This is a genomic window from Paenibacillus rhizovicinus, from assembly GCF_010365285.1.
GTDB classification, from domain to species: domain Bacteria; phylum Bacillota; class Bacilli; order Paenibacillales; family Paenibacillaceae; genus Paenibacillus_Z; species Paenibacillus_Z rhizovicinus.
In genome coordinates this window covers 5,974,375-5,989,902 of record NZ_CP048286.1, presented here as the reverse complement: position 1 = coordinate 5,989,902, position 15,528 = coordinate 5,974,375, and the positions used below count along the sequence as shown (strand labels likewise).

13 protein-coding genes are annotated in these 15,528 nt (G+C 56.8%); 3 read left to right on the top strand and 10 right to left on the bottom strand.

All coding sequences use genetic code 11. The features are described 5' to 3' along the window. Positions 1 to 140 precede the first annotated feature (140 nt). From GZH47_RS26610 to GZH47_RS26600, 3 genes are all read left to right on the top strand, one after another. Positions 141 to 839, top strand: a complete 699-nt coding sequence (locus GZH47_RS26610; protein ID WP_162644008.1) for a response regulator transcription factor — start codon at positions 141 to 143, stop codon at positions 837 to 839. Next, positions 836 to 2,464 (top strand): sensor histidine kinase, encoded by a 1,629-nt coding sequence (locus GZH47_RS26605; protein WP_162644007.1) that lies wholly within the window; start codon positions 836 to 838, stop codon positions 2,462 to 2,464. Before GZH47_RS26610 ends, GZH47_RS26605 begins: the two co-directional genes overlap by 4 nt. A 237-nt stretch (positions 2,465 to 2,701) precedes the next feature. Then, positions 2,702 to 3,781: a lactonase family protein gene (locus GZH47_RS26600; RefSeq protein WP_162644006.1), complete on the top strand. Its 1,080-nt coding sequence runs from the start codon at positions 2,702 to 2,704 to the stop codon at positions 3,779 to 3,781. Between the two features lie 146 nt (positions 3,782 to 3,927). On the opposite strand, the gene GZH47_RS26595 is transcribed toward GZH47_RS26600, so the two are convergent. The 10 genes from GZH47_RS26595 to GZH47_RS26550 form a co-directional block, all read right to left on the bottom strand. Further along, complete coding sequence (locus GZH47_RS26595) at positions 3,928 to 4,104, bottom strand: YjfB family protein (RefSeq protein WP_162644005.1); 177 nt, start codon at positions 4,102 to 4,104, stop codon at positions 3,928 to 3,930. A gap of 244 nt (positions 4,105 to 4,348) precedes the next feature. After that, positions 4,349 to 4,903 carry a DUF6199 family natural product biosynthesis protein gene (locus tag GZH47_RS26590; RefSeq protein WP_162644004.1) on the bottom strand — a complete coding sequence of 185 codons (555 nt, stop codon included), beginning with the start codon at positions 4,901 to 4,903 and terminating at the stop codon, positions 4,349 to 4,351. A gap of 171 nt (positions 4,904 to 5,074) precedes the next feature. Next, on the bottom strand, positions 5,075 to 6,064 hold the full coding sequence (locus GZH47_RS26585) for a zinc-binding dehydrogenase (protein WP_162644003.1): 990 nt from the start codon (positions 6,062 to 6,064) through the stop codon (positions 5,075 to 5,077). 51 nt (positions 6,065 to 6,115) lie between these two features. Next, a complete protein-coding gene (gene abc-f / locus GZH47_RS26580; RefSeq protein ID WP_162644002.1) occupies positions 6,116 to 8,071 on the bottom strand; it encodes a ribosomal protection-like ABC-F family protein in 1,956 nt (651 codons plus the stop codon). 343 nt (positions 8,072 to 8,414) lie between these two features. Then, positions 8,415 to 10,298: a methyl-accepting chemotaxis protein gene (locus GZH47_RS26575; RefSeq protein WP_162644001.1), complete on the bottom strand. Its 1,884-nt coding sequence runs from the start codon at positions 10,296 to 10,298 to the stop codon at positions 8,415 to 8,417. A gap of 32 nt (positions 10,299 to 10,330) precedes the next feature. Next, the gene (locus GZH47_RS26570) at positions 10,331 to 10,807 is read right to left on the bottom strand and encodes a chemotaxis protein CheD (protein ID WP_162644000.1); all 477 of its coding nucleotides are present in this window, start codon (positions 10,805 to 10,807) and stop codon (positions 10,331 to 10,333) included. A 254-nt stretch (positions 10,808 to 11,061) separates the two neighbouring features. Then, positions 11,062 to 12,036: a GNAT family N-acetyltransferase gene (locus GZH47_RS26565; protein ID WP_162643999.1), complete on the bottom strand. Its 975-nt coding sequence runs from the start codon at positions 12,034 to 12,036 to the stop codon at positions 11,062 to 11,064. After that, entirely contained in the window at positions 12,014 to 13,021 is a 1,008-nt protein-coding gene (locus GZH47_RS26560) for a Gfo/Idh/MocA family protein (protein WP_162643998.1), read from the bottom strand. Before GZH47_RS26560 ends, GZH47_RS26565 begins: the two co-directional genes overlap by 23 nt. Positions 13,022 to 13,046: 25 nt before the next feature. Then, entirely contained in the window at positions 13,047 to 14,633 is a 1,587-nt protein-coding gene (locus tag GZH47_RS26555) for an extracellular solute-binding protein (RefSeq protein ID WP_162643997.1), read from the bottom strand. A 23-nt stretch (positions 14,634 to 14,656) separates the two neighbouring features. Further along, positions 14,657 to 15,526 (bottom strand): carbohydrate ABC transporter permease, encoded by an 870-nt coding sequence (locus GZH47_RS26550; protein WP_162643996.1) that lies wholly within the window; start codon positions 15,524 to 15,526, stop codon positions 14,657 to 14,659. Positions 15,527 to 15,528: the final 2 nt, after the last annotated feature.

The following is a 15,528-nucleotide window of genomic DNA, read 5'->3' as shown; positions in this document are numbered from 1 at the left end:
AACCTCCTTTCGGTTAGCGAACGCCACTCATCATAGCCCGTCAATGTGACAACCGTGTGACAGTCCGCTGCGTGACAAGAAGCCGATTGTCCCGCTACAATGAAACTTATGAAGACATGGATTTCGGAAGGAAGATGAACGTGAATAAAACGGTGCTGATCGTCGAGGACGAGAAGAAACTGCGGGAGTTGATCGCCGATTATTTGGAAGCCGAGGGGCTGGCATGGCGGGAGGCCGGCAACGGAGACGAGGCGGTCGCCTTATTCCGCGAATGCTCGCCGGATCTCGTCATCCTCGATATTCTGATGCCTGGCCTGGACGGCTATGATGTATGCGAGGAAATCCGCAAGCAATCGGATGTGCCGGTGCTGTTTCTGACCGCCAAGAGTGAAGAAGAAGACAAGCTGCTCGGTTACGATCTCGGCGCCGACGATTATATGACCAAGCCATTCAGCCCGAAAGTACTTGCGGCGAAAGTAAAAGCGCTGCTGCGGCGGACGGAGATTACCAAATCCGGGCGATCAGCAGCCGAGGCGGAGGGTAACCTTGTCGATATGAGCGGCATGCATATCGATATCTCCGGAAGGGATGTTTCGCTTGATGGCGTTCAGCTCGCAATGACGCCCAAAGAATTTGATTTACTCCTTTATTTCACCAGCCACCGTAACATCGTGCTCAGCCGGGATCAGATTTTGCAGCATGTGTGGGGCTACGATTACGAGGGCGATGTGCGGACGGTCGATACGCACGTCAAGCGGCTGCGGCAGAAGCTTGGCACTCGCGCGGATTGGATCGCAACGCTGCGCGGCAACGGTTACCGGTTCAAGGTGACGCCATGATCCGCATTCGCATGCGCAATTCCATCGCATTCCGGCTGTTCGCTGTCACCTTCGTCGTCATTATGCTATTCGTCGGCCTCTTGCTGACGCTGCTCGCGGCCGGCTTCTCCTCGTTCTACGAACAGCGGCAGAAGAGCGATCTTAAGAACGAGTTGCGGCAGATCGGCAGGGAATACGCCATGACCCGGCAGCAAGAAGGCCATCCGGGGATGCCGCCATATATCGCGCAATTCGAAAGCGATTATTTTGCCAAAGCTGCCGTGCTGACGGTGAGAGATAGCGCCGTTACGACCGTGCTCATGGGAGGAAGCCAGCCGCGACAGCAGATCATCCTGCGCAGCGGCAACGGAAACGTAAGGATCCCGAGCGATTCAGAGATGATCCTCGTCCCTAATCCCCCTCAGCAATCGGAGCTCGAGGGCATGATGCTCGCTGCGCAGGAATGGGTCAAGAACGGGGCCGCGCTCAGCGAAGTCATGGCGGAAGACAAGACGATCGTTTACAGATCGTTGCCTGATTCCCTATCGGCGCAGGACGCCGCCGTCCACCAATTGATTGCTGTCACGCGCGTCTCCGGCAGCGACGAGCGCAATGGCGTCGTGCTGTTCGCCGTCTCTTCGCTGCAGCCCGTCTCCCACGCAGCCAGCGTGTTCAAGGTCCTCTCCATTTACGTGCTCGGCGGGGCGCTCGTCCTCGTGCTGCTGCTCGCCTTCGGTTACGCGCGCATGGTGACGAAGCCGTTGATCCGTCTCAACGCGCTTGCCGGCAGGTTGGCGAATCCGGCCATCCAAGAACGCGCCGGATGGAAACGGAATGACGAGATCGGAGAGCTTGCGCGCACGCTTGATTTTCTGGCTGACAACTGGCACGGGACGTTGTTGGAGCTGGAAACCGCGAACGAGAAGCTGCGGAAAGATATCGAGCGAGAGAAGAAGCTGGAACAGATGAGGCGCCAGTTTATTGCCGGCGTTTCCCATGAGCTGAAGACGCCTTTGAGTCTGATCGGGGGCTATGCCGAAGGATTAAGGGACAATATCGGAAGCGGAGCCAAGCGCGAAATGTATGCCGAGGTCATCTTGGAAGAAGCTCGGCGGATGGCGGCCATCGTGGGCGACATGCTGGATTTGTCTCACTTGGAATCGGGGCAGTACTCGCTTAAGCTGGAATCGTTCCATGTTCCGGAGCTGTTGAACGAAGCGGCGGAACGGGCGGCGGCGCTCGGCGCAGCAAAATCCATCGACGTGGTCGTGAATCTGACTTTCGACGAGGAGGAGCGGATGGCGGCTGTCGCCGACCGGTTTCGCATCGACCAAGTGCTGACGAATTTGCTGACGAACGCAGTCCGGCATACCCCGGAAGGCGCTAAGATCGCCTTGACGGCGGCGGCGGAAGGCGATGACTGGCATATCGCCGTTTATAATGATGGTGAGCCGATTCCGGAAGAGGAGCTGTCTCGCATTTGGGGGCAGTTTTATCGCGTCGACAAGGGTCGAAGCCGAGAGAGCGGCGGCACGGGGATCGGCCTTGCGATCGTGCGTCAGATTCTCGAGCTGCACGGCAGCCGTTACGACGCGCGCAACGAACGCAAAGGCGTTGCGTTCGCGTTTACGCTCCGCAGGGCGTAGCGCTTTGCTGCCGGCTACATAGACTTTGGCCGCATCCCAAGCGGCCGGTCGGTTGCATCGGCATATGGAGCAAAGAACGATTTATCCACACGTTTTGCCTAACCCAAACTTCGACCTTATGGCCAAGTGGGTCTATCGGGAGCGCTGCCAACTGGAGGCGAGGTGCCTTTTTCAACGATTGATGGTAAAATGCTTGATTAGAACTAGTAAAATCAACACATGGAGGTGCGTCAGACAATGGCGACGACAATAGCCTTTATCGGCTCTTACGCGGATGCGGACGGACCCGGCGTTTATGCCTGCGCTTATGACGAACATACGGGCGTTTTGACGCAGATCGGCCAAACGAACGGCTTGCAAAATCCGACATTCCTCGTACCCGACGGGGAGAACCGCATGCTCTATACCATCATGGAGAGCAAAGACGCCGAAGGGCGCAAATACGGCGCGGCTGCCGCGTACCGTTTCGATCCCGCGAACGGAAGCCTGCTGCGTTTGAACGAAGAAATGACGCTTCCTGCGACGACATGCCACATTTCGCTCGACCGGACGCGTAAATTCGCGATGACCGCGAGCTATCATGGCGGGATGGTCAGCCTCTCGCCGATTCTAAGCGACGGCCGCATCGGTCCGACAGCCGACATTCACCGGCATGAAGGATCCAGCGTTCATCCTGCCCAAACGCAGGCGCGGGCGCATTCGGTCATCGCCGATCGCGCGGGCCGTTATGCCGTCGTGTCCGACCTCGGGCTCGACAAACTGTTCGTGTATGAGCTGGAGCTGGAGCCGCAGCAGCCGCGCATGACGCTGCGCAGCGAGACAAGCATCGCTCCAGGATCGGGCCCCCGTCATTTCGTCTTCCATCCAGAGCTTCCTTACGGATATGGCATTAATGAATTGAACAGTACGGTTACGGTTTATGCGTACGATGCGGAGGCAGGGCAGCTCGAAGTCCTTCAAACGATTTCCACGCTGCCGGAATCGTTCGAAGGAGAGAATGGCTGCGCGGACATTCACCTGTCGCCGGACGGCAAATTCCTGTACGGCTCCAACCGCGGGCATGACAGCTTGGTCGTCTATCGCGTCGACCCGGCGAGCGGCCGCATCGAAACGGTCGAATATGCGCCAACGCTGGGCGGTCACCCGCGCAATTTCGCGCTGTCGCCGGACGGACGCTTCGCGCTTGTCGCCAACCGCGACGGCAACAACATCGTGACGTTCAGCCGCGACGCCGAGACCGGCAAGCTGCAGCCGACGGGAAGCGAGCTTCGCGTGTCCAAGCCTGTCTGCATTCGTTTTGCCGAAATCGACGGTTAACGGAAGAACGCCATAATAAAGGCCGCCTCTGCGCACCAAGCGCCGGGGCGGCCTTTACTTATGCAGGCGAAGAAGCCGCCGAGCGCGATGCTCGGCGGCTTGCAGAAGAACTGCTTGCGTGTTACGTCAATCGAACCGAATCGCGATTATGCGCGCAAATCCAAATGGCCGCCCAGATGGGGCTGTACGCTTTGCGCCATCATTTGCGTCAGCTGCTGCGCCTGCTGAGTCGACTGATCCGCGGCCATTTTGAGTACGCTGATTCCAACCGCTTGCATCAGACTGCTCTGCGACATGGAAACGGAAGCTGCCGATATGTCCATGAGTATCCTCCTTCGCATGCGAATCGTGTCCTACGAAGTTTTTATCGGATGCTCGCCGCACAATCGTTAATGCTTCCTTCAACTGCCGATTCGCAATACGATCCGTCCTCTTCCATGCCCGCAGCTGACTGCTCCTCCCGAAACTGCCGGCAAATCGTACGAAAAAGCCGCTTGCGAACGACCCCGGGGTCGCGCAAGCGGCTTATTCGTTCATGTATGTCTCCAGTCCCGCCGGTTGGACTCGTCAAGCCACGCGTTTCCCCCACGAGCGGAACAGACTCTCCAGCTCATCGCTTTGAAACCGATACGCCCTGTCTCCTCCCGACCTCGGGTGCAGCTCGATGCCGCCGGAAGGACCCCACAACAACAACTCATCCGTCGTTCCGTCGGCATAGACGATGGTTGCTTCTCCACCCGCCCCATACATCGCGTCGAGCTTGAAGCTTTCCATCGGCGCATGCGCCATCAGATCGACGGCATGCGCTACTTCGTCCTCGGTTAGTACCGAAGGCGCAGCGGCCGACATGCCCATCTTGATATCTTGCACTTCGCCGGCGATCAGCCGTTTCTGAAAAACATCCGCATATCCAGAACTGCTTCCGCCGCCAACCGAGCAGCTCGAGAACATAATGATAAGTCCGACAAGGGCTGCAATTACGCCAACCGCCCGGTTCATAAAGAGCGCCGCTTCGGTCGGCTCCGCGTCCTTGATTCGCCAGCCGATCGACATGTACCATGCCGGATACGGGAATGCGGCATTGAATATCCCCAGCAGCATAAGCAGAAAACCGCCCATCATGGACGCCTCCTCTCGTTAATGCTAGGTTATACGCGGCGTTGCCAATTACGGCAAAAAACCGATCCGCAAGGCAAAAGCCCCTGCAGATCGGCACGCCGAGCAGCCCGATCACTACGGTTCTCTACTGTCCACTACTATCCTCTACTGTCCTCCACTGTCCTCTACTGTCCTCTACTGTTCCATGGCGACGACGATTTTCCCTCTGACATGGCGTTCCGACAACCGCGTCAGCTCCCGCGGTACTTCCGCAAGCGGGATGCGCTTGCTAATCATCGGATCGATTTCCCCCGTCGCCAACCTAGCCATGAATTCATCCGCCATCAGGGCTAAATCGCGCTCCGCTCTTGGATCCCCGGACAAATACGCGCCTGACAGCATCATTTTGTGCACCGTGAACGTTCTATGGGACGGTTGAAAATCCGCCACCGTCTCCGGTGCGCCCGCGATGCACGCCAGTTGGCCGCCGAACGACAGCATCGACAGGTCCGCTTGCGCCGTCTGGCGATTGACCGTATTCAATATATAATCGGCGCCAAGCCCGTCTGTCAGCTCCAGCACGCGCTCGCGGACATTCTCGGCATTATAATCGATAACCGCGTCGGCCCCGAGCGACTTCACGTAATCGAAATTGGCCGCGGACGCCGTCGCTAGAATCGGAGACAAACCGCACGCTTTCGCGAGCTGCACGGCATAGCCGCCAACGCCGCCCGCACCGGCATGAATCAGGATGGAATGACCGGCTTGAACGTTCATTTTCCGGTTCAACGCTTGATAGGCCGTTAAGCCCGCGCAAGGGAATGCTGCCGCTGCTTCGAACGACAAACCTTCCGGAATACGGGCTGCCGCCGCCGCTTGCGCGATGGCATATTCCGCGAACGAGCCAGGTTTCGTGAAATTGCCATGGTAGGCGACGCGATCTCCGATCGCCCACGCCGTGACGCCTACGCCGACCTTATCTACGACGCCGGCTCCATCCAAGCCAGGGACGAACGGATAGGACCACGCGGGATTCCCGTTCTTGGTCATTTTATAATCTGCGGGATTCAAGCTTGCCGCCATGATGCGCACTCGGATTTCGCCGGCTCCCGGCTCGGGAATCGGCAGCTCCTGCAAGTCGAATGTATGCGGCTCGCCAGGCGCATGAAGTACAATTGCTTTCATTTCGTCATCTCCTTCTATCATCGGTTTCTTCCAGCATAGCATAGATGACGGCTATAGCTCCATCCAAGCTTCCATCGACGCGTCGAGCCGCGCCTGCAGCGCTTCGCGCCGGAGCCATCCTTCTTCGAGCAACGCCGAGTCAACGATTCCGTGCAGCGCCGCGTCCTCGCGGGCAAGCTCCGTTTCAAGTGCGGCGATCTCCAGCTCCAGCTGATCCCTCCTGCGCGCGTTCGATCTCGCATCTATGCCCCGCTCGCCCGCTCTCGTACCCGTGCCTTGCCCTGTCCCCGGCATCGGCTTCGATTCTATCTGTTTCGTTTCCGCCTTCTTATCCGCGAATGCCGAATCCAATCGCTCTCCGGCAAACGCTGACCGTTGTTCCCCCGCCTTTGCCTTGTAATCGTCGTAGTTGCCGAGGTAGGCCGCAACCTTGCCGTCTCCGAGCGCCCACACCCGCATCGCCAGGCGATTGATGAAGTAGCGGTCATGCGAAATCGCGAGCACCGTCCCCGGATAGTCCTCCAGCGCCTCTTCCAATGCTTCGCGAGAAGCCGCATCGAGATGGTTCGTCGGCTCGTCAAGCAGGAGCAGATTCGGCTTGCGCCTTACGAGCAACGCCAGCCGCAGCCGCGTCCATTCGCCCCCCGAGAGCTGCCCCAGGGGCTTGAACACGTCGGCCCCGTAGAACAAATAATGCGCCAGCGCGTTTCGCGCCGCTCCTTCTTCCAGCGCGCCCACCGTGCGGAAATAGTCCAGCACCGTCAGCTTCGCATCCCGGATCGGCTCCTGCTGCGCCAAATAACCGACATCCACCCGGGCGCCGAGCTCGATCTTCCCGCCATCCGCTTCGCATTCGCCGAGCAGCAGCTTGAACAGCGTCGTTTTGCCCGAGCCGTTGTCCCCGAGCAGCACGACCTTCTCGCCATACAGAAGGCTTCCGTCCGCGCCGTTCAAGATCGCACGCGCGCCGAACTGTTTCTTCACGCCTTCGAAGACGACGACTTTGCGTCCGGAACGATCAAGCGGGGACAGCGCGAACTCCGCCGTTTTCTGTTCCAGCACCGGCCGCTTGACCTTCTCCATCCGCTCCAGCGCTTTGCGGATCGAAGCGGCGCGTTTGAAGAACTTCTCGTTGCCGGCAATCCGTCCCCATTCTTCCAGCTGGCGGATCGTGTCTTTCATCTTCTTGATCGCCTTCTGCTGTTCCTGGTATAGCGCGAACTGCTGCAGGAGACGGGCTTCCTTCTCTTTCACGTATCCGCTGTAATCGGTCAGGTAAGTCTGGGCTTCTCCGTCTTCGAGCTCGATCATTTTGGTGCCGACGGCATCGAGGAAATACCGGTCATGCGAAACGATCACGCAGGCGCCCTCGTAGCGCTGAATAAAGCCCTCGAGCCACTCGATCCCCTGAAGGTCGAGGTGGTTCGTCGGCTCGTCGAGCAGCAGCAAGCCAGGCCGGACGACCAGCTGCGACGCCAGCGCAATCCGCGTCTTCTCGCCGCCGGACAAGCTGCCGAACCTCCGCTCGTCGCGGGAACGATCGATCCGCAGCCCGCTTGCCGCCTGGTCGATCGCCGTATCCATCTCGTAGCCGCCGCCGCTCTCGAACCGCTCTTGCAGCTTGGCATAGGTCTGAAGCAGCCCTTCCATCATCACAGGGTCAGCGGCGGCTTCGGGACTGGACATCCGCTCCTCCAGCAGCGACATCTCCCGCTTCGCGGCCCGCAGCTCCCGAAACCCGTAGGCCAGCGCTTCATAGACGGTCAAATCCTCGAACTCGGCGGGGATCTGCGGCAAATAGCCGACCTGCAGCTCCTTCTTGACCGTAAGCATGCCTTCGTCCACCTGCTCATGGCCCGACAGCAGCCGCAGCAGCGTGGATTTGCCGCTTCCGTTGCGGCCGATCAGGCCGATCTTCTCCCCTTCCTGAAGCTGAAAGGTCACCCCGTCCAAAACAAGGTTCGCCGCGTGGTATTTCTTTATCTCTTGTACATTTACAATAATCATCGTAAGAGCCTCCTGTTGGATGAAGACCCTGGAACCCTAACCGCACATATAAACAAAAAGAGCCGCGGCAACAAGCCCGCGACCCTTAGGATTTCGTAAAGCGATCCGTAGTGGTTAAGGTAGGCGTCTTCTCGCGAATGGTTGAAACGTATGATCGGAATTGGACAGACGGATCCCGTTCGCGGAAAATGCATGCATGATGCCAGCCATAGCAATCGGCAGCTGGCTAATACGGTTGTTAACCCATTCGTGATTCACCTACCTCACCCCCTTCGCATTAGATGACCTCAGCTTACCATAGTTTATCAAGATCTTGCAATGCGCAGACGCCCTGAAGGTACCGTTAATATTTGAACATCTCTACGGAGTCATTCAATTTCTCTGCCAATGCGGATAATTCCTGCGAGGCTGCAGCCGTCTGTTCGGCAGCTGCCGCCGCTTGCTCGCTGATCGAAGCAACGGATTCGATCTCGCCCATCATCCCGTAGGCCTTCGACGTTTGATCCTCGCTCGATCTCGTGATCTCTCCGACCATCTCGTACGTATCGTTGACTTTCATCAAGATGCCATCGAACGATTGGCGGGTATGCGCGATTTGCGAAACGCCCTCGACGACAGCCTGTACGCTTCTCACCGCATTATCCTGCATGCCTTTAATAATCGTGCCGATTTGCTTGGTCGCTTCGCCGCTTCGTTCGGCAAGCTTGCGCACCTCGTCGGCTACGACCGCAAAGCCCCGTCCTTGATCCCCGGCGCGCGCCGCTTCGATCGCGGCATTCAGTGCCAACAGATTCGTCTGCTCCGCGATTTCGTTAATGACTTCGATAATATCGCCGATTTTCTTGGAGTCCCGCTCCAGCAGTTCCATTTGGGAATTCGCCTGTTCCATCTTCTCGATGGAGACATTGATGAACGAATTGCCTTCATTGGCGATATCGACCGCCTCTTGCGAGAGCCCCTTCGCATGGGTCGCGTTCGAAGCAACCTGGTCCATCGATGACTCCAGGCTGTCGAACAGTTGCGACATCGTCCGTGCACGGTCGGCTTGATCCACGCTTCCCTTGGCGACTTCGTCCGTGCTGGCCGAAATTTGCAAAGCCGCGTTCGCTACGCTCCCCGAAGCGATCGAAACCTGCTCGATCGTCGCGGATAACGAGTGCAGCATTTCATTCATATGGTCGGCCAGTATCCCCAGCTCGTCTTTCGTCTTCACCTGCAATCGCGGTCTTAAATCCCCTTTGGCAAGCAGCTTCACCGTATCGGTAATGTACAGAATCGGTTTCACCATACGTTTCGCCGAGAAGTAAACCATGAGGAGCGCAGCCAGCATGACGATCACCGCCGTGACGATCGTCGTCGTCATCATTTGGTAGATGGGGCCGAGCAATTCTTTTTCCGGCACGGCCATTTGAACGATGAAGCCGCCTTCTGCCATGCTGGCGTAGCCGATTTTCTTGACGCCGTTGAAGGTATAGCTGTAGCTGGTATCGATTCCCTGTTTCGCCGACTCGAATGCGGCCGTAACTTCAGGAATGTTCAGATCGTAGATCGTTTTCTTCATCGATAGCGCCGGGTCCGGATGATAGGCCATCTTGCCGCGGCTATCCAGCAGGACGGCATAGCCGGTTTTACCGATTTTGGCTTCGCTGACATATTTAGTCGCTTGATCCAGCTGGTAGCCCGTTGCGTAGAAGCCGTATGCCTTGCCGTCTTTCATCAAGGGATAGGCCATCGGTACGACGAGCTTCGAAGGATCGGTCTTTGCGGGAACGGGCTCGGAGACGCCGGGCTTTCCATCCGCGACGGCTTGTATATAATCCCGGTCGGACAAGTCGATCGGTTTACCCTCGTTGGACAGACCGTCCTTTCCCGTGACGTTCAGCACGACGGCTGCGCCGAGAAGATCGGGATTTTGGCTGCTGAAATTCCGAATCAGCTCTTGATGCTTGTTCATATCAAGACCGTTCTTCTGACCGATGCTGGCAAGCGACTCCATCTTGGCGACTTTCATTTGGATATCTTCATTGAATTTCACGGTAATGTTCTCGGTTTGAAGCTTCAGTTGTTCGGCGATTTGTTTGCGGAATAAGGCAGAGTTCGGAATGAAGAGCGCGAAAGACATGGCGGCTACGATCAAAATCGAAATCACGAGCGTTGAAGCGATGAGCTTCGTTGCTAACTTCTGTGTGTTAAACCGGTGAGCTATTCGGGATGTCCAAGCTTGCATGACTGATATCGCTCCTTCTGTAAATATCGCGGTTAAGAACTTAGAGGCAGGGTTCTCATATGAACGATGCCTGTTTTCACATTCATTTCTAACGTGCGGCTAATAGAACCGCCAACCTCGGCAATCTTCGGGACCAGGTTTAATTTCCGAAGCTCCGCTTGCGCTTGCTCCAGATTCCGGCTGCCGACCTCGAAAATTTCATGGCGTTTCCCTGACGATGCCCCGCCATATAGCCGGACTTCCAACGATGACTTGCGGCATCCGTAAATCTCCGTCATTTCACGAATGAGAAGCGGGATCCCCGTAGTCGCGAAGCGGCCCGGCTGCTTCTCGGCTTCCTCTTCTTTTCTCGGTGTCGGCAGCAGAATATGCAGCATGCCGGAAACTTTACGATACGGACAATAGACCGTCACCCCGACGCAGGTCGAGAGCGAGAAAGTCGTTATCGTTTCAGATTCAATGTTAGAGCAGCGCCATTCTCCGATACCGACAACCTGTTGCTTTCTCATGCGCTCACCTCTTTAGGTTCAAGTTTGGAACTGCCGATTGGACCGAAGATCCGAATACTACTATAAAGAAGACATGTTAGGACTTTTTGCGTGTAGTCATTTGATTTGTGTTAAGAAACCAAGAAAAGGCTATGACCGGCAGCTCTTGCAGCTTCCGTCATAACCTGGGTATAAATCAAAATAACCGCCCTTTAAAGGGGCGGTTATACGGGGGCTGTTAATCAACATTGCGCGTTAACATAGCAAAGGCCTTCTTACGTGGCCGGACGTGCCAGCAGCTTATCGTACCGCCAATAGCTCTGCCATACTTCATAGCCCAATTTGCCATAGAAGTCGACGTAAGGCGTCGTATCGATGACGATATGGCGGACTCCGCGCTCCAGCAGCGCATGAATGCCCGCTTGCACGATCGCGAGCCCGTAACCGAAGCCCCGGTACGCTTCATCGATGCCGAGCGGTCCGGCGCCTCCGAGCGGTTCAGCGAAGAGCCCCGACCAATAAATATTTTGCGTGAGTATCGGCGATTCCGGATCGTTGATGCGGCAAAATCCGATGATCGCTCCGTCTCTCGCGAGTACGACGAACTCCCGCCCCGTTCCGCCCCGCGCAAAATAATCCTCCGTCTGCCAGGCCCAATATGGAAAGCAGCGCCGCATGAAGCCAATCAGCTCCGCCTGCTCGCCTGGAGCCAGCAGCCGAAATTCGGCGCCGGCGACTTCCGGAGTCGCTGGTCGATGATCGCGCCCGTAGGACATCAACAGATCATACGAAGCCTCCCGCTTCTCATAGCCTCTTCGTTCGAACCAGCCGGCGGCCTCGTTCAACCGCTCCGGGATGCCGGGGAAGTAACGGTAATGCAGGTCATTGCCCAAGTATACGCGTTCGATGCCCGCGCTCCGGAAGCCGGTTTCCGCCAGCTCCAGCAGCCGCGAACCGATGCCGCTCCCGCGATGCTCGCCGGCAACGAGCAGGATCTGGATCCAGCCTCGCTTCTCGTCCGGCGGCGCAACCGCATCGGCGTGCTGCGGCGCTTTGGCCACGATGAAACCCGCAGCTTCGTTCGATCGTTCATCCACGGCGATCCACGATCCCGCTTGGAATAATTGCGGATCATGCAAGCTGTTCTGCCTCATCAATCGTTCGGTCATCGGGAAGCTGCTTCCGATCACCTCATTCCACAAGAGGCATAACGCTTCGAGCCGGGCCTCACTCAGCGGGATGTATTGCATGGCCATCGCTCCTTACCGTCCACTCCGTCTTGTTCGCATGCGATGCATAGATCGCGTCGACAGCCGCAACGATGCTTCGCGAATATTCCATTGAGCAGGCGAGCGGTTTGCCGGTCTCGATATGGTCGATTAAATCCTCGAATTGCAGGATGAAAGGATCCGTCTGATCCTCTACGGGTACCTGAACGTAGGTTTCGCCCTCGCTGATCCAGAGGCTCTGTCCCGACAACACCTTCAGCATCCCTTTCGTGAAGACAAGCTCCGTTTCGTTGCGCGGCACGACGGCGTAACCGGATTGCGAGATGGTGGCAGGCAGCCCGTTCTCGTTCTCGAGATAGACGAGACCGCTGCCCTCCACGTCCCCGCGCGGTCCGAAATAACTGACCGATGCGCGCACTTTAGCGATCGGGGCTCCGCCGAACCATTGGATTTTGTCAAGCGAATGCGAGCCGAGATTCGTCAGTATGCCTCCGCCTGCTTTCGCTTGCTCCAGAAACCAATCCGGGCGGGAGTCCCGGTAATAATGCATATGCCGCGTGTCGTTGATCATCAGCAATTCGCCGAGATCGCCTTGACGAATGAGCTGAGCCGCCTTCCGGTTCTCGGGCAAGTAATGCTGGGTGTGACCCACCAGCAGCCGGACCTGGGATGCTTTCACCGCGGCGATGATTTCGTCGCATTCCGCCGCATTCAGCGCCATCGGCTTCTCCAGCAGGATATGGCATCCCGCTTCCGCGCACCAAACGGCGGCCTCCTTGTGCAGGAAGTGAGGCAGCGTGATGACCGCGACATCCGGCTTCTCCTGCTCGATCATCGCCCGGTAGTCGGCGTACGCATGAATGCCGTATTCGTCCGCCAGCTTACTCGCCCGCTGCTCCTGCACGTCGGCCACGGCGACCGCTTCCAGCCGCGTCATCTTGCGCAGCGCCTCCAGGTGGGACACCGCAATGTTGCCCGCTCCAATTATAACGACTCTATGTCTCATCGTAAGCTCCTTATCTCCGAAACGATTATTGCGCGGCTTGCATCGCACGCTCGTAGGCTTGTTTATAGATCGACGCCACATGATCGACGCCGAGTGCTTTCAAATCTTCCGCGTATTTATCCCACTCGCCGAAGCTGCGGGTGCCCAAAATGAACTTCGACACGTTCTCGTCGCGGAACTTCTGGATCGACGTCATCTCCACGCTCGTATCATCCAGCTCCGCTTGCGTCAGGGATGGCATCGGCTGTTGGACGGAATCGTACTTCCTTGCCTCTTCGTAGGCCGATGCGAGCTCCTTGGACGAGAGCGACAAATGAGCGTCGTAATCGAACCAGGTGTATACGCCGTCAGTAGACAAGCCCGTCTTCTTCCGCAAATCGGCGACCGTCGTGTAATCCGGATTGAAGACGTTCTTGCCGTCCTTGACCGTGTACGTCTTGCCTTCTTCGCCCCAGCTGAGCATGTTTTTCCCTTCCTCCGAATAGAGGAAATCGAAATATTTCATGATGTCCTTCACGTTCTTGGACGAGGAAGCCACCATCATGCCCGCTTGGTCGAACTGCGTGAACGCGTTCTTCTGCGAACCCGGCACGCCTTCCGGCGGCGGCATGAACAGCAGGTTGTAATCCGGATTGTCCTGACGCAGCGGCGTGTTGTAGAAGTCGATCCGGCCGATGTAATCGAGCGTGATGAACGCTTTGTCCGTCGACATGAGATCCTGCCACTGCTTCGTGTCGATCGAGAGGAAGTCTGGCGGAATAAGCCCTTCTTTATAGAACTTGTTCAAGTACTGAATCATCGTCTTGTAATTGTCGTCAAGCGGCGCGTATTTCCAGGTTTGCGTATCGAAATCGTAATAGAAATCGCGCGAGGTATTGAACGAAGCCCCGAAATTAAGCAAATAAGCCAGCCCGTCCCGCCAGCTGAGCGGATAGCTGTCCGGGTAGGCCTTCTTGAGCGCCTGCAGCACCGTATACAATTCATCCCAGTTCTGCGGCGGGGACAAATTCAGCTTCTTGAACACGTCTTCGCGATACATCCAGATCATGCGGTTCGTTTCGCCGATGCCTTGATTCGGGAACTCGTACATTTTGCCGTCGGCGGCGATCGCGTTGCGAGTATCGTTCGGATAGGTCTCCATCCATTGCTTGAAATTCGGCATGATGTCTGTATAGTCCAAGATGTTAGCGAGCGCGCCCATCTGGCCGTACTTGTCCGCAAGGCTCTTGTCTTCGGTGTACATCACGTCGGGCAAGTCGCCCGAAGCGATCGCGAAGCTTAACGCATCGGCCATTAGGCCGGAAGGGACTTCGACTTTGAAGGAGACGCCCGTCTTCTCCTTCAACAGCTTCCAGACGAGCCAGTTCTGGTCGTACGGCCAGCTGGGATGCGAAATATCTAGGAACGAGAAGGTTTTGTCCGGCAATGCCGGCGTATTAGCCGTAGTATTAGTCGACGCAGGATCATCGGTTTTCGCTGGAGCCGGCGTGGAAACATTGCCCGATTCATTATCGTCAGAAGCAGATCCGCCGCCATTATTATTCCCGGAACAGGCAGTCAGCAAGGAAATCACCAAGATGGGTGCGGCAAGCAATGAGAAGCCTTTTCCCATATACATTTCTCCTCTTGTCAATGTTATCCTTTAACAGATCCGATCATGGCGCCTTTGACGAAATACTTCTGCAGGAAAGGGTACACGAGGAGAATCGGCAGCGTCGATACCATAATGACGGCGTATTTCAAAGATTCTTCGACGACGAGCTGATCCCCTCCTACGCTGGTTACGTTGGAGCTTCGCACCTGGCCTGCCAGGATGATGTTCCGCAGCACGACCTGAAGCGGAAAATGTTCCTGACTGCGCAAATAGAGCAGCGCCGAGTAGAAATTGTTCCAGATGCCGACCGCGTAGAACAAGCCGATGGTGGCAAATATCGCCTTCGTCACGGGCATGACCAGATAATAAAAAACTTGAAAGTCGTTCAAGCCGTCGATCTTGCCCGACTCCTCAAGCTCGGATGGAAATCCGGCGAAGAAGGTGCGCATGATGATCAGATTCCATGTGCTGATCGCGGTCGGAAGGACCATGCCCCAGATCGAATCCACGAGGCCGAGCCCCCGCACGACGAGAAACGTCGGAATCATGCCCCCGCCGAAAAACATCGTGAACACGATGAGGTACGTGAATGCCGTGTGGAACAGCATGTTCTTCTTCGACAGCGCGTATGCCCCGAGCGACGTCGCGGCCAGCGATATCGCAGTGCCGACGAAGACGTACAGAATCGTGTTGCGGTAGGCCGTGAATATCCGCGGGTCGTCCAGCACGATGCGGTATACTTTGGTATTGAGTCCTTTCGGTATGAGGGTCACGGCACCCTTGATGACATACTTGTCGCCGCTCAAGGAGACCGCAAGCATATACAGGAACGGATAGATCATGCTGGCCGCCAGCAGGAGCAGGACGAGCCCGATCGCGAGCGACATGAACGAGAATTGCGGCTTCTTCATTC